This window comes from Verrucomicrobiota bacterium, assembly GCA_016200005.1.
GTDB lineage: Bacteria > Verrucomicrobiota > Verrucomicrobiia > Limisphaerales > PALSA-1396 > PALSA-1396.
Map to the genome: position 1 here is coordinate 17,888 of JACQFP010000019.1, position 24,887 is coordinate 42,774.

Sequence of the window (24,887 nt, forward strand, 5' to 3'; positions counted from 1 at the left end):
CGCCGCCCAATTATTCTGGATCGCTTCCCGTTCCGGTTTCCTGAAGCTTGCCGCTAAGGTTGGTGGTCGAGAGGCCAGCTTGCACGCTCAGTTCGTTCACAATGGACCTGGCGTAATTCACCGCCAGAGCGGGAAGTTGCCGGCGTGGCACTGGATCGGGGGAACTTCTGAACTCAAATCACTCCGGTCGGTCTCTCGAACAACCAATGCGCCGCATCTGAAATCATGCTCCCTACTGCCCGCGCCTACGTCCACTCACACAGCGACTCGACGTAGGCCGCCGAGCCATCGCGCAGCCAGCCATCGAGTTGGGCCTGATCCTTGAGCTGCTGCCCGCGCATTGATGGCAAAATCATAAACAACCGGCTCCATCGCGAACGGCAAGGCGTGTTGCAACTCGCGTTTGGTCTCCGACATGATGATTTGCAGCCGCTCCTGCGCACGGGCTTTGTGTTCCGGTTCGAAAATGAAACCCATGCCGCCGCCCGCCATGCCCCCGAGCATCCAAAAGCCCCAGAAATCAATTCCGAACTCCTCGCGCACGCGCCGGAAAAGCGTCTCCGTGAAAAAGTTGCTTGCCCAAGGGATGATGGTCTGTATTCTTTCATGAAAGTTGCCCGCCCTCACCGCTGGCCGCTCCACTCATTCAAGCCCTTCTCATCGCCGGACGGTGCGGCAGCGAGTTTCAACAACTCCATCGCTTCGCCCACCAGATAAAGCGAACCGGTGATGACAGTGAAGGCATCGTCGGCAGCAAGGCGCAACGCTTCGTCGAGTGAGCAACACGCCCTCACTTCGGCCTGTGGATTTGCCTGCTGACAGAATGTGATCAACTCCCACGGCGTGGCGCTGCGCTCGCTTTTGACCGGCACAAGCAACACGCGTCCGGCCCACGGCACGAGAATCTCGCACATCCGCGCGCAATCCTTGTCGCGCAAGACGCCGAGGATCAAAGTGGGCTGGGTTGACGGAAAATATTTTTGCAACGCCGCCACCAGCGATTCCGCGCCTGCGGGATTGTGCGCGGCGTCGAGAATAATGTTCCGTCCGGAATCTCTCTTGATCAATTGCAGCCGGCCCGGCCAGCTCAACGACCTCAGTCCTTGGCGAATCGTTTCGTCGGAGACCGGAATCTGCGCGGCGAGCTTGCGCACGGTGTTGACGGCAAGCGCGGCGTTGAGGCGTTGATGTTCGCCCAACAACGGAAGTTCCAAGTCACCCATCGGCTGCCGCTCCGTTTGAGTCCACGTGATCAGATTGAGCGGCGCGTTCCTTTCGCGCGCGACCTCAAGCAGGACTTTGAGGGTTTCCGTGGTGTCAACCGCAGTGCTGACCAGGACTCCGGGTTTGATGATGCCGGCTTTTTCGAACGCGATTGCTTCCACCGTTTCCCCCAGCCATTGCTGGTGATCAAGCTGCACGTTGGTGATGACGCACGCGAGCGGGGTGACGATGTTCGTCGCATCAAGCCGCCCTCCCATGCCGGTCTCCCAGATGACGATATCGCATTTCTGTTCGGCGAAATAACGCAGCGCCATGACGGTCACAACCTCGAAGAACGTAGGGTGAGCATCGTCTGCGTTTGGAGTCCCGGCTCTAGCCGGCTCCGATGCCGCCTGAAGGCGGAACTCCGAACATTTTCCGCGCATCTCCTCAACCAGCCGCGCCACTTCCGATTCAGCAATGAGCTGGCGATTGACCTGAATCCGTTCACTGAACGAGACGAGGTGGGGCGATGTGAACAACCCGACGCGCAAGCCTGCCGCGCGATAAATGCTTTCCAGCATCGCGCACGTCGAGCCTTTGCCATTGGTGCCGGCGACGTGAATGAAGCGGAGTTTGTTTTGCGGATTGCCCGCCAGCGCGGCGAGCTTGAACGTGTTCTCCAGCCCCAGCTTCGCGCCGAACCAGCGCAGGTCGTAGAGGAATTGAATGTCGTCGGCGTAGGTCATTTGTTCAACCTGCCACTTGGCGTAATTCGCTGAAGCGTTTGCAGACTCCTAATAGCGGTTACGCTAACGTCGCGATTGGTGTCTGATAACGCCTGCGTGATTGCGCCAATAGCGGCTGGAGTGTTCAGCCCTATGCGCCCAATCGAATCCACTGCACTCATCCGCACGCCGGAATCTTCGTCAGTCGTTTTGGAGATCAATGCAGGAATCGCATTGCTCGCTCCCTTGCCAATTGCGCCCAACGCCTGGGCGGACAATGCTCGAACTTCCCGGCTGCCGCTATGAAGCGCTGCAATCAGCGACGGGATCGAAGCTCTCACTTCCGGAGTGTCTGAATTCCGGTAGGCGATGGCTCCCATTACATTCGCCGCCTTGGCTTTCAAAACAAGTATTTCCGATTCGTTTGCGCGGCGATTTTTTGTTCCGGCTGGAACGAATGTAATGGGCAGGCGAATGGCGATGTCTTTCAACGCTTCGGAGGCAAGCAAAATATTCGACAAGTCCGGCATGATTCGCGGTCCAGTCGAGATTAGAACCTCGAAAGCCACATTCGTTTCTCCGGGGAAAGCACCAAGCTCTACATCTCTAACCCAATCACTAATCGGACGTCCTTGAATCAGTAGCTTTGGCTTCGGACGGGATGTTACGAAACACATGAACAGTCCAGCGGCCAATGGCACACAAAGAAGCAACAGAATCGACCGCTTTTTCATGACCGGTTCAAAGTCATCCCTGAATCACAGCGGCTTCTGATGAATTTGCTGGTGCGCGGCAGCGATGAAACCTTTGAACAACGGATGCGGCTGGTGCGGCTTGCTGTGAAACTCCGGATGGAACTGGCTCGCGATGAAGAACGGGTGATCGGCCAGTTCCATGACCTCGACCAGTTTGCCATCCGGCGTGAAACCGCTGAACACAACTCCCGCCTTCTCGAATCGCTCGCGATAGGCGTTGTTGAATTCGTAGCGATGGCGATGTCGCTCGTTGACGACAAACGCGCCGTAAAGTTGAGCTGCCTTCGTGCCCATCACCAACTGGCACGGCTGCGCGCCCAGCCGCATCGTGCCGCCTTTCTTCGTCACCTTGGTCTGCCCGTCGAGCAGCGCGATGACGGGGTGTGGCGTGGTCGGGTCGAATTCTGTCGAATGCGCCTTCTCCAGTTTCAAAACGTTTCGCGCAAACTCGATGGTCGCGATCTGCATTCCCAAGCAAAGGCCGAGATAGGGAATCTTGTTTTCGCGTGCGTACTTGGCGGCCAAAATCTTCCCTTGCACGCCGCGCTCGCCAAAACCGCCCGGCACAAGGATTCCTCCAAGTCCCTTCAATAGTTTCTCCGCGCCGTCGCGTTCGAGGTCCTCGGCGTCCACCTTTTGCAACTCCACACCGCAATCGTTGGCCACGCCGCCGTGGATGATCGCCTCATAGACCGACTTGTAAGCGTCGTTCAACTCGATGTATTTGCCGACGACGCCGATGCGGACGCGATGCCGGGGCGCGATGAGTTTGCGGATGATTTCCTGCCAGTGCGTCATGTTGGCGGGCGGCGTGTCGAGGTGCAACTGGCGGCAGATCAAATCGTCCAGCCGCTCGCGTTGCAGCATCAGCGGCACTTCATAAATGCTGTGCTCCACGTCCTGCTCCTCGATGACCGCGTCGTAAGGCACGTTGCAGAACATGGAAATCTTCTGGCGCAATTCCTTGTCGAGCGGTTTCTCGCAACGGCACACGAGAATATGCGGCGCGATGCCGATTTCGCGCAGCTTGGCGACGCTTTGCTGAGTGGGTTTCGTCTTCAATTCGCCCGCGGCCTTGATGAACGGCACGTAGGTCAGATGCACGAAGATGGCGTTGTTGTAGCCGACTTCGAGCGCGAATTCGCGGATCGCTTCGAGGAACGGCAACCCTTCAATGTCGCCGGTCGTGCCGCCAATCTCCGTGATGACGACGTCGGCCTTGGTTTGTTCCGCCAGCAGGTGAATGCGATTCTTGATTTCGTCGGTGACGTGCGGAATGACTTGCACGGTTTTGCCGAGGTATTTTCCTTCGCGCTCGTTATTGAGGACGGTCTGATAAACCTGGCCGCTGGTGAGATTGTTGATGCGCGTGAGCTTGACGTTGGTGAAGCGCTCATAATGACCGAGGTCGAGGTCGGTCTCCGCGCCGTCGTCGAGCACGTAAACCTCACCGTGCTGATAAGGGCTCATCGTGCCGGGATCGACGTTGAGGTAGGGATCAAACTTCTGGAGCGCGACCTTGAGGCCGCGATTTTCAAGCAACGTGCCGAGCGCGGCGGCTGTCAGGCCCTTGCCCAACGAACTGACCACACCGCCGGTGACGAAAATGAATTTCATGCTGTCTTCATAGTCTTTGGAGTAAGCGACCGGGAAAGGGAGCAGAGGAGAAAGGGAGATGGTAATGCCTCCCCCTTTCTCCTTTTCTCCCTTTCCCCTCAGCTTTTCGCCCCGCAAGTCATGTTTTCAAAATTCTTTCCACCCGCGCAACATCCTCCGGCGTGTCCACGCCGACGCTATCGTAATCAACCTTCACGACCGCGATTTGAATGCCGTTTTCCAACGCGCGCAATTGTTCCAGTTTTTCCGCTGCTTCCAGCGGCGAAACCGGAAATTTCACCAGCCGCAACAACGTCTCGCGCCGATAACCGTAAATGCCCAGGTGCTTCAAAAAAGGAAACGCCGCCAACTGTTCGCTGACCGAACGACTTGCGGCCTCACGCAGATACGGTATCGTGCGCCGGGAAAAGTATAGGGCGCGACCGGAGGCGTTGACAATGACTTTTACGACATTCGGATTGTCATAATCGGCGGAGTTCTTGATCCAGGTGGCGGCGGTGGACATCTCGTTATTGGCCAGCGCCGCCGCGACGGCGTCAATCACCGCTGGTTCGATCAACGGCTCGTCGCCCTGGATGTTGACCACGGCATCGCAATCGCAACGCGCCGCGACTTCTGCGATCCGGTCCGAGCCGCTCGGATGATCTTCGCGCGTCATCTCAACGCGGCAAAACTTCTGCGCCGCGTCGCGAATGCGTGTGTCATCCGTGGCCACGATGACTTCGCTCAACGACTTGGCCTTCTTGCATTGCTCGACGACGTGCTGGATGAGCGGCTTGCCGGCGATGGACTTGAGCGGTTTGCCGGGAAAACGCGTCGAGGCGTAGCGGGCGGGGATGATGCCGAGGATGCGTCGAATTTCCGCAGGCTGTGGTTGTAAAGTTTGGCTTAACCGCGACAGAAGGCGTTGCAATCTTGTATTGCTGATCCGCCCAACATAACCGCGTACGGCGGCATTTGAAATGGTTGCCAGAAATCCGATGCGAATGAGAGAATCTTCCACCAATCCGCTTCCGGCAAAGTCGTCATCGGCCCGGCGGATGAACTCGTCCACTTCCGGCACGAAATGACGGAGTTGGGTACTGACACCGCAAACGAGAAAATCCCCAAATGGTTTTGCTTCGCGGAGAATCAGCACCGGACGCGGCTTGGATTGCCTGTCGGCCTGTGCCAACGCCGCTATGATGATATGGCCCGGCTTCACTCGGACGGAGGCATTTTGCCGATGCAGTGGGAATAATCCGGCTCATTTTCGCCGTAAGCGCGCGCGAGCGACTGCTGGCTGAACGCGAGCCAGGCAGCTCTTTCTTCGTCGAAGGTTTCTTCCGATTCAGGAAGGACCGTCACCATCAACTTCGAGTCGCGTTGGAGTTCGTAAGGCTCGTCCAGGCAAATTTGTTTTCCGTCAAAGTGAGCTTTCAAAGTGATTGCGCTCATGGAAATACTTTTATCTCAAACACTACCCGCCCGCAAGCGGTGAAATAATGGCGAGAATATTCCTGTCATTTCATTCGCGGTTGGGCGAGACGCTGTCGAGTCCTGACATGCGGTTGGGACTGTTTCTAGAATCAGAGCTCGCTAGGAATTTCAACCCACCAACTAAACGGACGCTTTCAGTATCCCCTCCGCTGCTGCAACCAAACCATCTACAATCACGGCTCTGCCAAGTTTATCGGCGGCTTGCTGTTCCCATTCCTTGCCATAGCCAGTCCGCACGAGCAGACATTTTTTTAAGCCGGCATTCCAGCCGCATTCCAAATCAATCAGCTTGTCACCGATCAGATAGCTTTGCGAAAGGTCAAGGCCGGACTCGTCGCGCGCGTCGAACAGAAATTGCGGTGAAGGTTTGCGTCCACGGCTCGGCTGATCGGGCGCTTCGGGCGCGATGTAAATCTTCGTGATTCGCACACCATCGCGAGCGAGTTGCTTGAGCAGATGCGCGTGAACCTTTTCAACCTCGGCCATCGTGAAATAGCCACGCCCCACGCCGGATTGGTTGGTGACGATGAAAAGCAGAAAGCCCGCGTTCTGCAATCGTTTCAACGCCTGGCCCACGCCCGGAAAAATCACCACGTCATCCGGGCGATGCAGATATTCCTTTTCCTCGATGAGCGTCCCATCGCGATCGAGGAAAACGGCATGGTGCAGGTTTCGATTCAATCGCTGATTGATAGAGAGGGACGGGTGAAATGAAAACTCAAAAGTGGGTTGGAAAACAAAAAGAGGCACCCGACCAAACGGATGCCTCGGTGAGATTGCTGGAGATGCTTACCGTTTGATGCGATAGAATTGCGTGTCGCCACTGGGCGCAATGACGGCCTCAAAGGAACCTGGCCCAAGCTGGCTGATGACGGCGCCCACATCTCCGTAAGTGCCATTGACCGTGCCGGCGCTTTGTAACGTGAACAAACCGGTCGTGTCACCCGCGCCAGCCGTGAAGTCGATCTGCACGTTGCCGCCGACGATTTGAATACTGGTGATGTTGGGTTGCGTCACAGTCGGAATCGGCGGGACAACGTCGGCAAACGCAGTACTCACCTTGAGGTTGTCGATGTTGTTGGTGCCGATGTTGAGGTCCTCGCGGAAGGCGTAGGAAGTAATCGTTGCCGTTGATTTGCTGTCGGTGGCGTCGTAGCTGGGATCGGATTCCACCGCGGGATTGAGCCAGATCCGGCTTTCGCCCGTGCCCACGTTGTAGCGGGTGACCACCCCGTAAGTGGTGTTGGTGCTCAAGTCGGTGGGAACCTGCGCGCTGAAGTTACCGCCCTGGTTGGCGATGCCGACGCGGAATTTTCCGGCCGCCGCGTTGGTCGTGCTCACAAAGACGCGTGCGCGGAAACCGTTTCCCGAATCCTTGAAGTGCGCAAAGTAATTTCCCAAGGCGGAGGGCGAGGGCAACGCGCTGAGGTTGATGTTGAAACCGGAGTAGAGAATGACTCCACTGTTGGGGGCGAAGGGGCTGTAGGTGAGCGCGGCGTTGAGGTCTTCGAAGAGCGACTGGCTGAGTTGAATCCGGCCGCCGATGACCTGAATGTCGCCAAAGTTCGTTGCGGTTGGACTATGATGTTGCCAGGGGCTGCCCGCTGCGAGATAGAGTGAACCGTCCGAGTAGCTGTCGAAATTATCGGCGAGAACAATGCCCAAGATCGGGAACACCGTGATCACAAAACTGGTGTTGGCGGTGTTGGTCCCGTCGCTAACAGTGATGGTGATGGTGGAAATGCCCGCCTGATCAGGTTCTGGTGTGAGGGTGACGGTCCGGTTGGAGTCACTGCCGCCGAATACGATGTTGGTGATCAACGTGGGATTGGACGAACTCGCGCTCAACGTCAAACTGCTGGCCGGGCTTTCGGCGTCGCTGATCGTGAACGGAATCGCTGCGGTTGGCGTATTGGTCGGCGTGCTTTGATTAGGAATGGCAGAAATCGTTGGCGCGCCAACCGTCAACTGGAATGACGTAGTGGTGACGTTGTCGCCGTCGCTGACGGAAAGGGTGATGGTGGTGACCCCTTGCTGCCCGGCTGCCGGGGTGACGGTGACGGTGCGATTGCTGTCGCTACCGCCAATCACGATGTTCTCGTCCGGCACGAGGAGGGTGTTCGATGAATTACTGGAAAGCACCAAACTCGTGGCGGGTGTTTCTTTGTCTTGAATCGTAAACGGAATGGCAGCCGTTGCAGAGTTCGCCGCGATGTTTTGGTTGGGAATGGCTGTAATCGATGGCGGACGGTTGGTGCCAGCCACATCTTTGAACAGCGTGCCGACGGCGAGATCGTCAATTAGTTTGTTTCCTTCACCGCCGGATTCGCGGAAGGCGTAGGAACTGACGGCCAAAACATTTGAGATGCTGGTCGTGGCCGTGACACTGAGATCGGTTTCGTTGGTGGGATCGATCCATAAAGTTGAGATGCCGTTCGTGAGGTCAAGACGAGTTACCACTGTGTAGGTAGTGTTGAGATCCAAATCCACCGGATAATTCGTAAACCCCGCCGTGGTTGATGCAGAATTGGTGCTGGCGATTCCCAAACGAAACTTTCCGGCGGCTGCGCCATTGGTTAATGCAAATATCCGGGCGCGGAAATTCACGGTGCCATCATCTTTAAAATGCGCAAAGTAATTACCTGCGCCATTGGGTGTAGAGGTGAACTTGGCCGTGAAACTCGCATACAAGGCAGAAACCGTCGGGTTATTCGTGGTGTCGTACGGAGGATTGAGAGTAAAGGTGGCGTTGACATCCTCAGATTGGGAACCCAAAACGGAAAGCTGCTGATTGAGCACCTGCATTTGCTTCAACGTTCCGCTATGGCTTGCCCAGAGTGTGTTGCCCGAATTACCGACGATTGGCCCGTTGGTATAGCCGTTAAAATCTTCGTTGAGGACGATGGCTGCGCGGGTGCCGGTTGTTAATGCACTGACCGTAAGGATGGTGAGGATGGTTTTTTTCATGAGGCAGTTTTGATTGAGGGTTGCAGGGAGTTGAACCGGATGAAATTGAGCGTGGCGTTCTTCAGTTCTCTACGTTCTGAAACGTAATCCGCAATTATTGTGGATAAGATCATGCAGACATGGTTTTCAAGTTAAATGTCTTCCCGTTTCTGTCATCAGAGTTTTCATTCGATCGGCCAAATCAAGTGCGTCAGTTCGGCGTGCTATCGGAAGGATACCAATAAATCGCCCGCGGGAATCTCCATTCCTCGGCCGCGTTGTTTGACTCGGTTGATGTCCGGATAAAGTCATTGGTGCGGGTGGGGCGGGCGCTGCCATCGACCAGCGCGAAATTGCCGCGCCGATCATGCCGCCCCACGGCATACTGGCCGGTCACGTTGGATTGCGCCGGCCCTGCGGTGGGGGAGTTGCCGTCCGCCTCGGCCACAAGAATTGTGTCTGTGGGTTTCTTCACGGTGGAGAATTTGGTCTGGCCGATACCGGAGTCGCGGGTCGATCGGTTGATGCAGATGCGTCCGTTCTCGCCATACATGAAATAGGCTTTGAACTTGCTGGGCGGCGAAACTGGATTGGGCGCGGTCGGGCAGGAGTAGAGGGTCTTGGTATTCGGAAGCGGAGCGAGGGGCGGAACATTGGTATAGAGGTAAACCATCGTGGGCTGGCTGATGAAAGTGGAAACCTGGTTATACCAAGCCTCTGCATTTGCCGGATCGACAATGGGCAGAACCGTGTTCCCTTCCTCCGGCACTTCGTCGTTGTTGTCGTCAGCGAAGAGCCGGTAACCAATGCTCCACTGCCGCATATTGTTCAGGCAGGCGATGGCCTGCGCCTTGGCTTTGGCTTTGGCCAGGGCCGGCAACAACAGCCCAGCCAGAATCGCAATGATGGCAATGACCACCAAAAGTTCGATGAGTGTGAACGCCGACAATGGTTTGCGAGAGCGATCCACATGCACTCGAGAACCAGACGTGGCGTGCGTTTTAACGGACTCCCGACAAGTGACGAGGATGCGATTGGGTAGCTTTCTTTTTATACTCGACCCAGCTTAGAGGGGCGAAATCCGCGAATCAAGTTGTTCGTGGGAAAAGTTGTTAATTACTTATTCACGAGTTGCCGGTTTGGGATTATACGTATAAGTATTATTCGTTTGCCAAGCCGTTTGGGGTGCACGATAGTTTCGTCGTTGAAAAACAACTTCATCCGTTGATGAACGCGCGGCATTACCTTGTTTGTATTTTGCTCGTGGCGGACGCGACGCTGCCGGCGTCGGCGGCCTGGCCGATGTTTCGCGGCGACGCGTCGCTGTCGGGCGTGGCGGCTGGCCAGTTGCCCGACAAGCCGGCGTTGCTCTGGAGTTTCAAAACGGGTGGGCCGGTCAAATCTTCTGCCGCCATCGTCGATGGGCGCGTCTTTATAGGGTCGGATGATGGAAATGTTTATGCGCTGGACCTGACCAACGGAAAAAAAATCTGGTCTTACAAAACCGATGGAGGCGTCGAGTCTTCACCTCTCGTCTTGAATGGTAAGATTTTTGTGGGTTCAACCGACGGCTGGCTTTATGCGCTCGATGCAACCCATGGAAAGCTCATTTGGAAATACCAGACTGGTGACAAAATTCTCGGCGGGCCGAATTGGGTGAAATCGCCGAAAGGAGATGCGACGTGGGTGCTCGTCGGCAGTTACGATTTCAAGCTGCACTGCCTTGACGCCACAACCGGCAAGACCAACTGGGTTTACGAAACCAGCAATTTCATCAACGGCTCGCCCGCCGTCGCCAACGGCGTCACCGTCTTCGGCGGTTGCGACGCGATGCTGCACGTGATTTCCCTGGCGGACGGCAAGCAGACCAAGGAGGTGGACGCCGGTGCGTATGTCGCCGGGTCGGTCGCGCTCGTGGACAACTGCGCTTATTTTGGCCACATGGAAAATGAGTTTCACTGCGTTGACTTGGAGAAGGGAACGAACGTCTGGATTTACAAGGACCGCGCGTTCCCGTTCTTTTCGTCACCGGCGGTGACGCGCGACCGCGTCCTCTTCGGCGGACGCGACAAACTGCTGCATTGCGTCCAGCGTGACACGGGCAAAAGTCTGTGGACGTTTGCGACGCGCGGTAAAGTGGACAGTTCGCCGGTGGTCGTAGGCGACAAAGTGGTCGTGGGTTCGGACGACGGAAGGCTGTATATCGTCTCGCTGAAGGAGGGGAAGGAACTTTGGTCGTATGAAATCGGACAGCCGGTCGGCAGTTCACCGGCGGTGGACGACGGCAAGGTGATCGTTGGGAGCGATGATGGGAGCGTGTATTGTTTTGGAGAACGTAGGAAATGAACGAAATCTACGAGAAAATGCGCGAGCACTTGGAACGCAACGATCAATCAAACGTGCGTGGCTTGAGCAGTCGTGAAGTGGTGGCGCAGACTTACACCGATTCCGATTTCGAAAAGATAGTGACGAAACTCAAAGAGCGTCCAATTGATTCGGAAGTGCTCTTCCGGTTAAGTTCTTTTGTTTGGGAGGGACAGCAAAATCGGATTCCCGAGTATTTACGACAACGAGCCGCCGATGCCATTGCAGACTGCATTCCTGATTCCGACGCAAAAATTATCGCCGAAGTCGTTTTGATTTTTGTTTTTTGGGGCAATCGTCGCGCTGACTATCGCGACACATGCATCAAATTACTCTCTCACCCTTACGAAGAAGTTCGCGAAACTGCTCTAAAGTGTTCGTCGATATTTCTTCGTCGTTCCGAGTATTCGAAACTTTTTGAATTCCGTCGTGATCCTTCCTTTTCGGAAACTATGGGAATGGGCGGGCCACTGCGTTTCACAGTTCGAGATGAAGCGTTAAGAACTTTGGAAAGTCTTACCAATGCTCCGAAATCAGATGGCGACTGCTTTGAAAACACTTCTGAAGGGAAAGTCTCATATCGGAGTTGGTCACCGTTTTTGAATTGGTTCGAACAGAATAAAGCCAAATTTCGAGATTGATAGGTTCGTAATGAGCACAGCAATTGTTGAATCCGAAACTCCGAAAGCCCCGCCGCTGGAAAAGCAGACGACGGTTGGCAACTACTTTGTCTCGAACTATCCGCCGTTCTCGTTCTGGAAACCGGAGTTCGTGCCGGACATTCTCGCCGCACTCGAACGTCCGCCCTCAACTCTCAACTCTCAACTCTCAACCCTTCCTCTCGGCCTCTACGTCCACATTCCGTTTTGCCGGAAGCGCTGCCACTTTTGTTACTTCAAGGTTTATACCGACAAGGATTCGGCAGCCATCCGCGGCTACATCGACGCGGTGCTCAAGGAGTTCGCCATTTATGCGGGCAAGCCATTCATCGGCGGACGCAAACCGCGCTTCATTTATTTTGGCGGCGGCACGCCGTCATATCTTTCCGTTGACCAGCTCAAACATTTGACCGATGGCCTGAAAGCATTGTTGCCGTGGGACGAAGCGGAGGAGGTCGCGTTCGAAGCCGAGCCGGGGACGTTGACCGATCACAAGCTCCGGGCGATTCGTGACCTCGGCGTCACACGCCTCAGTCTCGGCGTGGAAAATTTCGACGATCACATTTTGGAAATCAACGGGCGCGCCCATCACAGCAAGGAGATCACCCGCGCCTACAACTTCGCGCGCGAAGTCGGTTTTCCGCAGATCAACATCGACCTCATCGCCGGCATGGTCGAGGAGACGGAGGCGAATTGGCGCGAATGCGTCCGCAAAACCATCCAGATGTCGCCCGACAGCGTCACGGTTTACGAAATGGAAATCCCTTACAACACCACCATCTATCAAAAGATGAAGGCGGAAGGGAAACTGGTGGCGCCGGTGGCGGATTGGGAGACGAAGCGAGCGTGGGTTGACTATGCGTTCAAGGAACTGGAGAAAGTTGGTTACACGGTCGCCAGCGCTTACACGGCGGTCAAGAATCCGCAGCAGACGAAATTCCTTTACCGCGATCTTTTATGGGCGGGTGCGGATTTGCTTTCGCTCGGCGTCGCTTCCTTCGGTCACATCGGCGGTACGCATTATCAGAACCATGCGGACTTCGATCCGTACGTGGCCCAAATCCAGCAGGGGAAGCTGCCGATCTACCGCGCACTCACGCCGAACGACGATGAGCGGCTGATCCGCGAGTTCATTCTGCAACTCAAGCTCGGCCACTTGAGTCTTGCGTATTTCCGCAACAAGTTTGGCGTGGACCCGCAGCAACGTTTTGCCGGGCCATTGCGGCGATTGAAGGACTGGGGTTTCCTGAGCATCGAAGGCGATCTTGTGCTGCTGAATCGCGAAGGGCTGTTGCAAGTGGACCGGCTGCTCCATGAATTCTTTCTGCCGCAACATCAAACCACGCGTTATGTCTGACAAAAATCCAACTCTGACCGCGCGGCTGGCGGCGGACAAAATGGCGAATGGATTTTCGCTCGTTCATCCGCTCGACGATTTTTATGCACGCGCCGGCCAGCCGTTGCCGCCCTTAAATGAAGTCGATGGCGAAGCGGTGCCGGAGCCGTTTAAGACGCTGTTGGTCCATCAAAACGACATGACGCCGACGCTGGAGAAATTTCATCAGCAGAGCATTCATTTGCGGGTCATCGGGCGGCGGCGGAATGGGGACGAGTATTTTCGCGAAGTGGTGTTGCTATTGGATGGCAACGATCAGCCCGTGGAGTTCGGCGCCATCAAGATCAACCTCGGTTTGTTTCCCCCGGCGGCGTGCCATCAAATCCTGGAAGAACGCCGCCCGCTCGGACATATTTTGGAGGAATGCCGGATTCCCCACAGCAGCCGACCGCGCGCCTTTCTCCGCGTGGCGTCTGACCCGCTGATTAACGATGCACTGAAACTCGCCGGCGCCCACGTGCTCTACGGGCGGCGCAACACACTCCTTGATCCGCAGGGCAATTCCCTTGCTGAAATCTTCGAAATATTACCGCCGCCACCGCGCCCGACATGATGACAGATTTCAACTTTCAAATTCCGAATGTGCGACGCCATGAGTGAGCAAAAGAATTGCGATATCATCATCATCGGCGGCGGGCCGGCCGGTTGCAGCGCGGCGACCATCCTGGCGGAGAAGGGACGGCGCGTGCTGGTGTTGGAACGCGAAACATTTCCGCGTTATCACATCGGCGAGTCGATGTTGCCGTTCACGTTTCAACCGCTGCAACGACTCGGCTTGATCGACAAGATGCGCCAGTCGGCGTTCGTCAAGAAGTACAGCGTCCAGTTCGTTTCGCCGTCGGGCAAGGCCAGTCAGCCGTTTTACTTTTTTGACCGCTACGACCGCGACACCATCGCCCAAACCTGGCAGGTCTTGCGCTCGGAGTTCGACTTGATGTTGATGAATCACGCGCGCGACAAAGGAGCGCTGATCAAAGAAGAAGTCACGGTAAAGGAATTGATCAAGCAAGGCGGGCGCGTGGTCGGTGTTCGCGCTGAGGACAAGATCGGCCGGAGCACCGAATATCGCGCGCCGATGACGCTGGATTGCTCCGGTCGCGAAGCATTTGCGGCGGTGCGGAACGCGTGGCGTGTCGGCGACCCGGAACTGCACAAGGTCGCGGTTTGGACTTATTACAACGGCGCCAAGCGCGACCCGGGCATCGACGCGGGCGCCACCACGGTTGCGTTCGTTCCGGAAAAAGGTTGGTTCTGGTACATTCCGTTGCACAACGACCTCGTCAGCGTTGGCGTGGTGGCGGAGGGAAAATATCTTTCGCGGGGTCGCGTGAAAGATCCGGAGCAGATTTTCAAACGCGAAATCGAACAGAACCTTTGGATCAAAGATCACCTCGCCACTGGCACACAAATCGGGCCTTACTATCTCACGAGCGAGTTCTCGTATCACGCGCGTTACTGCGGCACGGAAGGACTGCTGCTGGCCGGCGACGCCTATTGCTTTCTCGATCCCGTATTTTCATCCGGTCTGATGCCGGCGCTCAAAAGCGGCGTCATGGCTGGCGACGCCCTGAATGAGGCTTTCGACGCAGGTGATTTTTCGCCGGCGCGCTTCGGGGAATATGCCACGACATTGCGACAGGGAATTGAAAACATGCGCAAACTGGTTTACGCGTTTTACAATCCGAACTTCAGTTTCCGCCTGTTGACCGACAAACATCCTGAGCTTGCGGGCGACGTGACCGATTGTCTGTCCGGCGACGTGAACAAGGATTTCTCGCGTCTCTGGGAAGGGATAAGAGAATTCGCCGAAGTGCCGGAGGCGTTGCCCTACGGCAAACCCCTGGTGAAGGAAGCGCTGGAACATCAGCCAGCTTGAGCGAACAGTTTCACCAGCAGTTCACGCTGACCGAGGCGCGACGTCGGTAGCATCTGCCGGGTTGATTGCCGCAGTTCTTGTTTTTCGAAACTTCTGTTCAACGTCCATCAAGTTGAGGCGTCGCTGAGCCGCGAACGCTTGCGGCGACTGCGGAAATTCACGAATCACTCGTTCAAGAAGTTTCCTGCCGGTGTCCGAACCGGGACGATACCTGATTTGCCAGGCCGCCATCAGGCTCAGCCATTCCGCCAGTTTTCGAGCCGGTTGATCCGGCATGGCTGACAATAATTCCAGTTGTTCAACCGCCAGATCGACACGGCCAAGTTGTTCCGCCCAAATTCTGGCCAGCTCCTCCCGCGCCGGCACGTTGTCCGGGTTTTGTTTGAGCTTTTCAACATATTGATTGGCCCGCGCGGCTGCTTCCTCTTTGCTGATCTCCGTTGAATGGCGCCCGCCCGCTTCGTCGGAGATGTCCACCAGCGCCGGCAGGTGAATCGGTTTGCCTTGCTGTCGCTCACGCAATTCATCGCGACTGGCCGGGAGCTGGTTGATGCGCAGCCGGGCCATCTTATCAACGTGACTGCCGGGAAACCTTCGGTGAATCTCTTCGAGCGCGCGGCGCGCCGCGGTCGGATCACCGCCCACTTTGAGTTGCCAGTCGGCCAGCCGATGCAACGCGACCGAGACCTGCGATCCAGTGAGATTGGGCTGCTCACAAAGTTCCTGAATCACCTGACCTGCCGTCGTCATGTCGTGGAAGTGCGTCGCATAAAGCCCGGCGATCATCATCCAGCCTTCGAAATCGTCCTCACATTCTTCTAGTTCCTTGATGACCTCCATTTCGGCCTCTTTATATTTGCCGAACTTCATCTTGGCGATGGCGCGGGAATACATCGGTGGAAGCTTCTTCGTCACCACCAGCGGCACGGTGAAATGAGCAAGTGGAAAAAGCCAGATGAGTACCGCCAACCCGGCTGCGGCCCACCCGTTAGAATACAAGACCAGCGCGGCGACGGGAACGAGCACGAAGCTGCCCAGACTGATCAGCCCGATGAATTCTCCGCGATTCTCCCCAGTGACATTGGAGGCGATGTCGGCGACCATCCAACCGAAACTGACCGCGGCCCAGTAAGTGCCGATCACCAACACCGTCGGCGCCATGACGCGCAGAAAAGCCGGAAGCCAAAAGCCGCCACGAGCGCGGGCCAGCTCAATCTCGGTCATCAAGGACGGCACTCCCGGCACGATCCCGGAGTTGAAAATGATCCACACAAAAAGCGGCACCCCGACCCCTTTGACCGTCCAGGCGATGAGCCAGCGACGATGGGGCGAACCCACCTCTTCAGCGAGTCGCTGCCAGTAATGGAATGTCACCATGACAATGGCCGCGAGAACGACTATGGATGACGCAAAGCGCATGGTTCAAACTGTGTCGTTCAGCCTACACTCACCCTGGCGAAAATCCAAATAAACCTCCCCCTGAACTCGCGGCTCACCCAACCCACCCCTCACCCCTCCCAAGCGGGGAACAAGCGACCGTGCATTGCTCCCCTCGTGGGAGGGGCTGGGGGTGGGTTCAAGGGTTCAATGCCCGACAATTTCGCTCCGGGAATTCCCTCTCTGAACTCTTCAGCCGGAACTCTTGATTTTTATCTCCCGTTCGACCAGCTTGGGTTCATGCAATTGGCATTACTGATGACCTGTTTGCGAATGACCAACTAGTTACGGGCAGGAACGAACGTGAACATCATTCAGATCACTCCCGGCGCCGGCGGCATGTATTGCGGGAATTGTTTCCGCGACAACGCACTCGTCGCGGCACTCCGCAAGTTGGGACATCACACGCTGATGTTGCCGCTGTATCTGCCGATGACGCTGGAGGAGGAAGACCAGAGCACCGGCACGCCCATTTTTTTCAGCGGCATCAACGTTTACCTCGAACAAAAATCGTCGTTATTCCGCCATGCACCGCAGTGGTTGCATCATTTGCTGGCGTCGCGCTCATTGCTCAAGCTGGCCGCCGGCAGCGCCGCCAAAACGCGCGCCGCCGACGTCGGCGAAATCACGCTCTCGATGATTCGCGGCGAGGAAGGCAATCAAGCCCGCGAACTGGAAGAACTGATCGGCTGGTTGAAAACGCAGGAGAAACCGGACGTGATTTGTCTCTCGAACGCGCTTCTGATTGGCCTGGTTCGCCGCTTGAAGGCGGAACTCCAAGCGCCGGTGGTTTGCATGTTGCAGGGCGAAGACACATTCCTCGATGCGCTGCCGGAAGCGCATCGCGATCTCACTTGGAAAACCCTCGCGGAACGCGCGGCGGAAGCGGATTTGTTCGTCGCGCCGAGCCGATACTTTGCCAGTCGGATGGGTGAACGTCTCGGTATTCCTGCCGACCGAGTGTGCGTGGTTCACAACGGAATCAATCTTGAGGGCTTCGAAGTGCGGAACGCGGAACGCGAAGCGCGGCACGACGGCGCACCCGTGCTCGGTTACTTTGCGCGAATGTGCCGGGAAAAAGGACTCGATACGCTCATCGAGGCATTCATCATTTTGAAGCAGCGGGATCGCGTCAAGAATCTCAAGTTGCGCATTGGCGGCGGCTGCGGGCCGTCGGACAAACCTTTCGTTGAAACTTTGCGCGATCGATTGAAATCAAACGGGCTTCTGGGCGACGTGGAGTTTCATCCCAACCTCGATCGAGCGGCGAAACTTGAGTTCTATCGTTCACTTTCTGTTTTCTCCGTGCCGGCGCTTTACGGCGAAGCGTTTGGATTGTATGTCATTGAAGCGCTGGCGTCGGGAGTGCCGGTCGTGCAACCGCGTCACGCGGCGTTCCCGGAGTTACTCGAGGCGAGTGGGGGCGGTGTGCTGTGCGAACCTGGGGATGTGAATTCGTTGGCGGATGCCATTGAGCAATTGCTTTTGTCGCCCGAAAGAGTCCGCCAGCTCGGCGAAACCGGCCGGCGTGCGGTGCTGGAAAAATTCAGCGCCGAAAGCATGGCCACAGGAATGGCGGACGTCTTCCGTGACGTGACCGCGAAAAATACTCAACCTTCAACGCTCAACCTGCAACCACACTGAATGGCCTACGAATTCAAAGTCACACGGCGGATCGAATTTTCCGACACCGACATGGTGGGCATCGTGCATTACTCGAATTTCTTCCGCTACATGGAGTCGGCGGAGCACGCCTTTTTCCGCTCGCTCGGTTTCTCCGTCTTGCTGAATGAGTTTGAACTGCCGCTTGGTTTGCCGCGCGTCCATGCCGAGTGCGATTACAAGCATCCGCTACGGTTCGAGGACGAAGTCGAAATCCATCTGCTGGTCAGCGAAAAGAAGTCACGCTCGTTGAGTTACGTGTTTCGCTTTCGCAAGTTGAACACGTCACCGGTGTTGGAAGTGGCGCGCGGCAGATTGACTGTCGTGTGCGTCCTGCGCCATTCCGACGGCAAGATGGCTGCCACGGCGATTCCCAAATCTCTGGCGGACAAGATTGAGGTGGCACCGCCGGAGTTGTTGTCATAAGATGTCGCCGTCCCAATTAAAGCGGCACGATATGTGGAAGAAATTGGCCCATCTAAGTCTCACTATTTGTTGTCTAGGGAGTGTATTACCTGCGGGTTACGCCGAGAATGTCGCTCAATCACAGCGATGGTACATGATGGCTGATATTGGCCCTGCGTTTCTTGAAGATATCCCCGTGAAAAGGTCGGGCGTGCCTTTAGGTGACGTTAAAGTCAAATCCAGATTCCGCGCCGACATGGACTTTGGATATCGTCTGACGCCATATTTTTCGTCAGAGTTTGAACTCGGTTGCGTTATCGCGAAGCTTGAGGATGTTGGCCAACATGACTTCATCCAATTCCCCATCATGGTCAACCTTAAGCTGGCGTGGCCTAACTCTTCGCGTTTCAAGCCGTATGCTGGAATTGGTCTAGGCGGAATTGAAACTTACGCGGAGACAACAGCCGGCCCGAAACAGTCTGATAGTGAGTTTGGATTCGGATACCAGATCATAGGCGGCATTGAGTACGGCTTGAACAAACATCTCGCTCTCGGATTCGGTTACCGATACTTGGTGGGATCTGATTTGCATCCTGGCAATGGACTCTTTCTGCTGAAGTCGCCGCGTACCCATAGCTTTGCACTGTCGCTTAGCTACGCGTTTTAAGTGGAACACAATCAAAACTGCGGTTGGGGCAAACTGCGCCACTCCTTGACCACGCCGTTTTCAAAAACGATTTCCGCGCGCACATAACTGCGCGGGTAAAAGTCACTCTCCAAATAAGTTTCCGGATAACAATAATGGCCGTGGAAATAGGGGCGGGAACTCCAGTAACGATGCTCTTCGAGATAAGTCCCGTGGTAAAGCCAGGTGATGGTGTTGCCTTGGGATGATTCGCCGGTCAAGATTTGTGAAGGCTTGCCCCAGGCGATGTAAACTGCGTCCATGCTCATGCCCACCTTGATTCTCTTCTGATCGACCAGGCTTTTCATTTCCGGCGACAGGCTGGAATAAGCCGCCATCCGTTCGTGCTTACGCGATTCAACGGTTCTGGTGGCGCAGCCGGTCAAAGCCAGCGTCATCCACAAAATGTAGCTGAAATGTTTCATGATTCTTCTGACGTTGTATCCAAGAGTTCAGTGGAAACATACCACAGCCTGATTCGACAAACCATTTGAAGTCCGCGCCGCTCCGCACTAAACTTGGCGCACTATGAACTGGCTGACCTTTGCTTTGATGACGGTGGTTTCGTGGGGACTCTACGGAATTTTTCTGCACAACGGACAAACCGCGATGGCGGACAAGAGCAACGCGCTTTACAAATCGTTTCTCTTTGTCGGGCTGGCGTACTTCCTCACGGCCGTGTTGGCGCCGCTGGGGATGTTGCTGATGCGAAAGTCCAACTGGAGTTTTCCAACGGCGGGCATGGGCTGGTCTTTGCTGGCGGGGATTGTGGGCGCGATCGGCGCGTTTTGTGTGCTGCTGGCGTTTGGCGCGGATGGCAAGCCGGGCGTGGTCATGTCGATTGTCTTTGCCGGCGCGCCCGTGGTAAACGCCGTCACCGCCATCATGCTGCATCCGCCGGAAGGAGGATTCGCCGCCATCAAACCGCAATTTTATCTTGGCATTGTTTTGGCGGCGCTCGGCGGCTGCCTCGTTACCTTCTACAAACCGCCTCCGCCCAAGCCGCATCCCGTTGCCGCTCAAACCGCGCCCGTTTCGCCTGCTGCGCACCAGGAGAATTAATGGCCGGTGCCGCTCACCCTTCTCGCGCGGAGATTGCCGCTGGTCAACTGGCGCAACTCCGTTCGCTCGTCGCCGAATTGTTTCCCGCCAATCCATTTTACACGCGAAAGCTTCAAGCGGCCGGCGTCGCCTTCGACATCGCTTCGCTCGAAGATTTTTCAAAACGTTTTCCTTTTACGACGAAACAAGAATTGGTGGGCGACCAACGCCATCACCCGCCGTACGGAACGAACCTGACGTATCCGCTGGCGGACTACACACGTTGTCACCAAACCAGCGGCACGAGCGGCGTTCCTTTGCGCTGGCTGGACACACCGGAAAGCTGGGACTGGATGGTCGAGAGTTGGATGAAAATTTTCGACGCGGCGGGCGTTGAGCGCGGCGATCGGATTTTTTTCGCGTTCTCGTTTGGCCCATTCATCGGCTTCTGGCTGGCGTTCGAGGCGGCGGCGCGGATCGGATGTCTTTGTCTGCCGGGCGGCGGCTTGAGCAGTGAATCCAGGTTGCGCGCGATGATTGACAATCAAGCAACCGTGCTGTGCTGCACGCCCACCTATGCGATGCGTCTGGCGGAAGTTGCCGCCAAAGAGAACATCGACCTCACACTGGCGAAAGTGGAAACGATTATCGTCGCCGGTGAACCGGGCGGCAGTATTCTGGCCACGCGCAATCGGCTGACGGAGCTTTGGCACGGGGCGCGCATCTTTGATCATCACGGAATGACGGAAGTCGGCCCGGTGACTTACGAATGTCCGCAACGACCGGGGGTGCTGCACGTCCTCGAATCGGCCTACTTCGCCGAAGTGATTGATCCAGCCAGCGGGCGTCACGTTTCCGCCGGTCAGAACGGCGAACTCGTTTTGACGACGCTCGGGCGCACGGGTTCGCCGTTGCTGCGCTACCGCACGGGCGATCTCGTGAAGTGCGGCGCGCGGAATGCGGAGCACGGAACGCTCTGCGCTTGCGGCCGGATTGAGCTGGCCCTTGAAGGCGGTATTCTCGGTCGCACGGATGACATGGTGGTGGTGCGCGGGGTCAACGTTTATCCCACCGCCGTGGAAGAGATCGTCCAGGCCAGTGGTGAAGTGGCCGAGTATCAGGTGCACATCAACACCGCCCACTCATTGGTGGAACTCAGTGTCCAGATGGAGCCGGTGGCGAACTGCCGGGACGTTGCGGCTCTGGCGCGGAAATTGGAGAAAGGTTTTGACAAGGCGTTCGCTCTGCGTGTACCTGTGACGGCTGTTTCGCCCGGAACGTTGCCGCGGTTTGAAATGAAATCGAAGCGCTGGGTGAGAAGTTCAACGTGAAACTGTTTTCGGAATAATTTGAAGGGCGCATGGGGAATGAAAACAATCTGGCTGGTGGTGTTGTTGGGCGTGGTCAGTTTACAGTCGAGTTGGGCCGAAGACGCCGGTTGGGGTTCAGCCGGGGTGCGGGCGGGCTTCTCGGCGACCAGTCGCAACGATAACTTCTGGCAAAGCGAGGCGTTCGCGACGCATAACCTGCGCTGGCGCTGGGAGTGGGCTTCCGGATGGTTTTTGCAAACACGGTTGGATTTGTCCGCAGGCGTCCTCCACGGACGCGGCGAGGAGGGTTTCGTCGGCACGTTGGGGCCGGCTTTGGTCTTGGGCAAGGGAGATTTTCCCCTGACATTTGAAGGGGGTTCGAGTCCGACGATCCTGAGCCGCGATGAATTCGGATCTGAAAATTTCGGCATCCCGTTTCAATTTACCAGTCACGCTGGTTTCGATTGTCGCGTTTACAAGCAGTTAAGCATCGGCTACCGCTTTCAGCACATGTCCAACGCGAGCATCAGCGAGCACAATCCAGGACTGGATCTGCACATGCTCTCGATCAGCTATCGATTCTGAGGGTTGCAATCACTGTGGGTTCGGATAAAGTCCTTTCATGAAGCCATACATTCGCCTTGCCCATAGCGTTGGTGTGTTCATCACGCCGTTGTTGTTTGCCGGGATGCTCGCCGGTTGCGCGTCCGCTCCCAAAGTCGATTGGAACGCGCGCGTCGGCAATTTCACTTACGACCAGGCGGTGGCGGAATTGGGACCGCCCGACAAATCCACCAAGCTGTCCGACGGCTCGACGGTGGCCGACTGGATTACGAGGAAAAAATCGTCCGGCCTCTCGCTTGGGGTGGGCACTGGTTACAGCCACTATGGCGGTGGCGTGGGCACCAGCACGGGTGTGGGCGTCGCGGCGCCGGTCGGTTCGACCGGCGACCATGTCCTGCGACTGACCTTTGGTCCGGATGGAAAACTGAAGCAGTGGTCCAAGTCGTAGAAGCAAGTGGGTTGCTCCTGAGCATGAAGAAACTGCTTGCGATGTGGCGCGGCCAAATTGCCCGGCTTGGGTGACCTCAAACAGTTTGGCTGTTGCAAACGTCCAGCCGGATTCCGACGGATGGGCAAGGATTCAATCAAACGCTGTCGCGGCCAGGAGGAATGAAGTAGCGTGCTGGAACAGGTATGAAACGTCATCCGTTGCGAGTGCTGCGCCGGTTTTTTGTTTTCACCGTTCTCATTCTGCTGTGTCTGCTCGAGTTCATTTTCTGCATCTGGTTGAGAGGAAAGGCAAGTTCGGCCCGCGCGCGCGCCGATTGGCTGCAACGCTGGAGCCGCCGGCACCTGCGCAATATCAACGCGGAAATCCAACGCTCCGGCCAGCCCCCCGCGCGCGGTCTGCTGGTCAGCAATCATCTCAGCTACCTTGACATTTTGGTGCTGGCGGAGGCGCAGCCGATGGTGTTTCTGTCCAAGGCCGAGGTGCGCGACTGGCCGTTGATCGGCTGGCTGACGCGCTGCGCCGGCACGTTGTACATCCAGCGCGAACAGAAGTCGGACGTGGCGCGCGTCAATGCGCAGTTCGCGACGGTGGTGGAGCAGGGGTTGGTGCTGGCAATTTTTCCCGAAGGCACCAGCACCGGTGGCAACACGCTTTTGCCCTTTCGCTCGTCCGTGCTGGCGCCGGCGGTCGAACAACAGTGGGCGATCACGCCGACGTGGATCGGCTATTCGCTGGAGGACGGACTGGTGGAGGAGGAGATTTGTTACTGGCGCGACATGACTTTTGGTCTGCACGCTTTGAATCTGCTGTCCAAGCGGCGCGTCACGGTGCACGTGGCTTACGCGGCGTCGATCGAGGCGGGACCGGATCGCAAGGAACTGGCGCGGCAGCTCCATGCGCAAGTTTGCGATCTGGCGGAGCGGCACGGCGGCAAAAAATTGAGAGGTTCGCCGGGCACGCTTTGATTGAAGCAAACGATGCCGCGCCCAGTTTTATCAATTTCCAATTGCGGGCCGGGTCGGATACATATCGCGGCATGAAACCAACGTCGCGTGAAGCTGGCCGCCATGCAGACTAAAAGCCTCTCTCCATTCTGGCTGCTGTTCATCCTGACCGGGCTGAATCTGCTGAACTATCTGGATCGCTCGGTGCTCAGCGCGGTGCGGACGCCCCTGGCCACGGATTTCGGTCTGACCTACGGCGAATCGGGACGCGCGTTCACGGCGTTCATGATCGGTTACTTTGTCACGTCGCCGTTCTTCGGTTACTTGGGCGACCGGCTGCCGAGGAAGTGGCTGATTGCGGTCGGGATTTTTGTCTGGAGTCTCGGCACGGTATTGACCGGATTTGCCGGCGGGTTCACGACGCTGTTGTGTTTCCGCGTCCTTGTGGGTTTCGGTGAAGCGAGTTATGCGACGATCAGCCCCAGTCTCATTTCGGACACTTTCGGCCCGCTCAAACGCAATAACGCGCTGACGATTTTTTACGTGGCGATTCCGGTCGGCTCGGCGCTGGGTTATATCGTCGGCGGTGAAATCCAGGCACTCGCCGGTTGGCGCCAGGCATTTATCTGGGCCGGATTGCCAGGGCTGATCCTCGCCTTGATTCTGCTTCCCTTCCGCGAACCCCGGCGCGGTCAGGCGGATTTGAAAGCGGGCGAAACGCTGTCCAAACCGACTTTCCGCGATTTTCTCAAACTGTTTCGCAACCTGAATTACATGCTGGTGATTTGGGGTTACGTGGCGTACACGTTTGCCATTGGCGCATTCGCTTTCTGGGGACCGACCTTTCTCGAAAAAATCCATCATCTCTCCAACGCCAATGCTAATCGTTTCTTCGGGTCAGTGCTCGTGGCTACGGGACTGGTGGGCACCTTGCTCGGCGGGTTCGCGGCCACTGCCTGGCAGAAACGAAATCCCGCGGGTTACGGTTGGTTGCTGACCAGTTCGGTGTGGCTGGCGGTACCGCTGGCAGTCGGCGCGTTCTGGGCGGCGAACACGACGCTGGCGATGAGCTTTCTCGCCGCCGCCATGTTCGCCTTGTTCTTGTCCACCGGGCCGGTCAACACGTTGATCATTGAAACCGTGCCGGTGAATTTGCGCGCCAGCGCCATGGCGCTCTCAATTTTCATGATCCATTTGTTCGGCGATGTCTGGTCGCCGGAAATTGTCGGCTGGCTGGCAGATTATTCGAGTCTGCAACGAGCGGTGTTGATCCTGCCGGCGGCCCTGGTGGTGAGCGGCGCGCTCTGGTTGACGTTGGCGGCGAAAACTGCGCGCGAACATCGAAAGAAACTTCAAGTGTAACGG

The 24,887-nt window shown here is 56.6% G+C and carries 24 protein-coding genes and 1 pseudogene; 14 read left to right on the plus strand and 11 right to left on the minus strand.

All coding sequences use genetic code 11. The features are described 5' to 3' along the window. Positions 1 to 339: 339 nt before the first annotated feature. From HY298_05835 to HY298_05875, 9 genes and pseudogenes are all read right to left on the minus strand, one after another. Positions 340 to 600: pseudogene (locus HY298_05835) on the minus strand (hypothetical protein). Positions 601 to 623: 23 nt separating this feature from the next. Continuing rightward, positions 624 to 1,952: a bifunctional folylpolyglutamate synthase/dihydrofolate synthase gene (locus HY298_05840; protein MBI3849796.1), complete on the minus strand. Its 1,329-nt coding sequence runs from the start codon at positions 1,950 to 1,952 to the stop codon at positions 624 to 626. Further along, complete coding sequence (locus tag HY298_05845) at positions 1,949 to 2,665, minus strand: HEAT repeat domain-containing protein (protein ID MBI3849797.1); 717 nt, start codon at positions 2,663 to 2,665, stop codon at positions 1,949 to 1,951. The genes HY298_05840 and HY298_05845 overlap by 4 nt, the downstream gene beginning before the upstream one ends. Before the next feature lie 24 nt (positions 2,666 to 2,689). After that, the gene (locus HY298_05850) at positions 2,690 to 4,303 is read right to left on the minus strand and encodes a CTP synthase (protein MBI3849798.1); all 1,614 of its coding nucleotides are present in this window, start codon (positions 4,301 to 4,303) and stop codon (positions 2,690 to 2,692) included. 118 nt (positions 4,304 to 4,421) lie between these two features. Next, positions 4,422 to 5,507, minus strand: a complete 1,086-nt coding sequence (kdsB, locus tag HY298_05855; GenBank protein MBI3849799.1) for a 3-deoxy-manno-octulosonate cytidylyltransferase — start codon at positions 5,505 to 5,507, stop codon at positions 4,422 to 4,424. Next, entirely contained in the window at positions 5,504 to 5,740 is a 237-nt protein-coding gene (locus tag HY298_05860) for a hypothetical protein (protein MBI3849800.1), read from the minus strand. The genes kdsB and HY298_05860 overlap by 4 nt, the downstream gene beginning before the upstream one ends. Positions 5,741 to 5,902: 162 nt before the next feature. Then, complete coding sequence (locus HY298_05865; protein MBI3849801.1) at positions 5,903 to 6,463, minus strand: HAD family hydrolase; 561 nt, start codon at positions 6,461 to 6,463, stop codon at positions 5,903 to 5,905. A gap of 108 nt (positions 6,464 to 6,571) precedes the next feature. Next, positions 6,572 to 8,749: a hypothetical protein gene (locus tag HY298_05870; protein ID MBI3849802.1), complete on the minus strand. Its 2,178-nt coding sequence runs from the start codon at positions 8,747 to 8,749 to the stop codon at positions 6,572 to 6,574. Between the two features lie 190 nt (positions 8,750 to 8,939). Further along, positions 8,940 to 9,704: a type II secretion system protein gene (locus HY298_05875; GenBank protein ID MBI3849803.1), complete on the minus strand. Its 765-nt coding sequence runs from the start codon at positions 9,702 to 9,704 to the stop codon at positions 8,940 to 8,942. Positions 9,705 to 9,955: 251 nt separating this feature from the next. Here HY298_05875 and HY298_05880 point away from each other — a divergent pair, with 251 nt between their 5' ends. The 5 genes from HY298_05880 to HY298_05900 are packed head-to-tail and all read left to right on the plus strand — an operon-like array spanning position 9,956 to position 15,023. Next, on the plus strand, positions 9,956 to 11,074 hold the full coding sequence (locus tag HY298_05880) for a PQQ-binding-like beta-propeller repeat protein (protein ID MBI3849804.1): 1,119 nt from the start codon (positions 9,956 to 9,958) through the stop codon (positions 11,072 to 11,074). Beyond that, positions 11,071 to 11,733: a hypothetical protein gene (locus HY298_05885; GenBank protein MBI3849805.1), complete on the plus strand. Its 663-nt coding sequence runs from the start codon at positions 11,071 to 11,073 to the stop codon at positions 11,731 to 11,733. Before HY298_05880 ends, HY298_05885 begins: the two co-directional genes overlap by 4 nt. A 10-nt stretch (positions 11,734 to 11,743) precedes the next feature. Next, the gene (locus HY298_05890) at positions 11,744 to 13,108 is read left to right on the plus strand and encodes a coproporphyrinogen III oxidase family protein (GenBank protein MBI3849806.1); all 1,365 of its coding nucleotides are present in this window, start codon (positions 11,744 to 11,746) and stop codon (positions 13,106 to 13,108) included. Then, on the plus strand, positions 13,101 to 13,700 hold the full coding sequence (locus HY298_05895) for a hypothetical protein (GenBank protein ID MBI3849807.1): 600 nt from the start codon (positions 13,101 to 13,103) through the stop codon (positions 13,698 to 13,700). The genes HY298_05890 and HY298_05895 overlap by 8 nt, the downstream gene beginning before the upstream one ends. Before the next feature lie 39 nt (positions 13,701 to 13,739). Continuing rightward, positions 13,740 to 15,023 (plus strand): tryptophan 7-halogenase, encoded by a 1,284-nt coding sequence (locus tag HY298_05900; protein ID MBI3849808.1) that lies wholly within the window; start codon positions 13,740 to 13,742, stop codon positions 15,021 to 15,023. Positions 15,024 to 15,044: 21 nt separating this feature from the next. Here the strand turns inward: HY298_05900 and HY298_05905 are convergent, their stop codons facing one another. Beyond that, on the minus strand, positions 15,045 to 16,442 hold the full coding sequence (locus HY298_05905; GenBank protein ID MBI3849809.1) for a tetratricopeptide repeat protein: 1,398 nt from the start codon (positions 16,440 to 16,442) through the stop codon (positions 15,045 to 15,047). 357 nt (positions 16,443 to 16,799) lie between these two features. Between HY298_05905 and HY298_05910 the strand changes: the two genes are divergently transcribed. The 3 genes from HY298_05910 (at position 16,800) to HY298_05920 (ending at position 19,194) form a co-directional block, all read left to right on the plus strand. Then, entirely contained in the window at positions 16,800 to 18,104 is a 1,305-nt protein-coding gene (locus tag HY298_05910; GenBank protein ID MBI3849810.1) for a glycosyltransferase family 4 protein, read from the plus strand. Continuing rightward, a complete protein-coding gene (locus tag HY298_05915; protein MBI3849811.1) occupies positions 18,105 to 18,548 on the plus strand; it encodes an acyl-CoA thioesterase in 444 nt (147 codons plus the stop codon). A 133-nt stretch (positions 18,549 to 18,681) separates the two neighbouring features. Next, positions 18,682 to 19,194, plus strand: a complete 513-nt coding sequence (locus HY298_05920; GenBank protein MBI3849812.1) for a porin family protein — start codon at positions 18,682 to 18,684, stop codon at positions 19,192 to 19,194. Positions 19,195 to 19,205: 11 nt separating this feature from the next. Here the strand turns inward: HY298_05920 and HY298_05925 are convergent, their stop codons facing one another. Further along, on the minus strand, positions 19,206 to 19,637 hold the full coding sequence (locus tag HY298_05925; GenBank protein ID MBI3849813.1) for a hypothetical protein: 432 nt from the start codon (positions 19,635 to 19,637) through the stop codon (positions 19,206 to 19,208). 103 nt (positions 19,638 to 19,740) lie between these two features. Between HY298_05925 and HY298_05930 the strand changes: the two genes are divergently transcribed. The 6 genes from HY298_05930 to HY298_05955 all read left to right on the plus strand — a co-directional run bounded on the left by HY298_05930 (position 19,741) and on the right by HY298_05955 (position 24,884). Further along, complete coding sequence (locus tag HY298_05930) at positions 19,741 to 20,274, plus strand: hypothetical protein (protein ID MBI3849814.1); 534 nt, start codon at positions 19,741 to 19,743, stop codon at positions 20,272 to 20,274. Further along, the gene (locus HY298_05935) at positions 20,274 to 21,584 is read left to right on the plus strand and encodes an AMP-binding protein (GenBank protein MBI3849815.1); all 1,311 of its coding nucleotides are present in this window, start codon (positions 20,274 to 20,276) and stop codon (positions 21,582 to 21,584) included. Before HY298_05930 ends, HY298_05935 begins: the two co-directional genes overlap by 1 nt. Before the next feature lie 36 nt (positions 21,585 to 21,620). After that, the gene (locus tag HY298_05940; protein MBI3849816.1) at positions 21,621 to 22,148 is read left to right on the plus strand and encodes an acyloxyacyl hydrolase; all 528 of its coding nucleotides are present in this window, start codon (positions 21,621 to 21,623) and stop codon (positions 22,146 to 22,148) included. A 37-nt stretch (positions 22,149 to 22,185) separates the two neighbouring features. Then, positions 22,186 to 22,575 carry a hypothetical protein gene (locus HY298_05945; GenBank protein MBI3849817.1) on the plus strand — a complete coding sequence of 130 codons (390 nt, stop codon included), beginning with the start codon at positions 22,186 to 22,188 and terminating at the stop codon, positions 22,573 to 22,575. A 185-nt stretch (positions 22,576 to 22,760) separates the two neighbouring features. Beyond that, positions 22,761 to 23,543 carry a 1-acyl-sn-glycerol-3-phosphate acyltransferase gene (locus tag HY298_05950; GenBank protein MBI3849818.1) on the plus strand — a complete coding sequence of 261 codons (783 nt, stop codon included), beginning with the start codon at positions 22,761 to 22,763 and terminating at the stop codon, positions 23,541 to 23,543. Between the two features lie 102 nt (positions 23,544 to 23,645). After that, a complete protein-coding gene (locus tag HY298_05955) occupies positions 23,646 to 24,884 on the plus strand; it encodes an MFS transporter (protein ID MBI3849819.1) in 1,239 nt (412 codons plus the stop codon). The last annotated feature ends 3 nt before the right edge of the window (positions 24,885 to 24,887 follow it).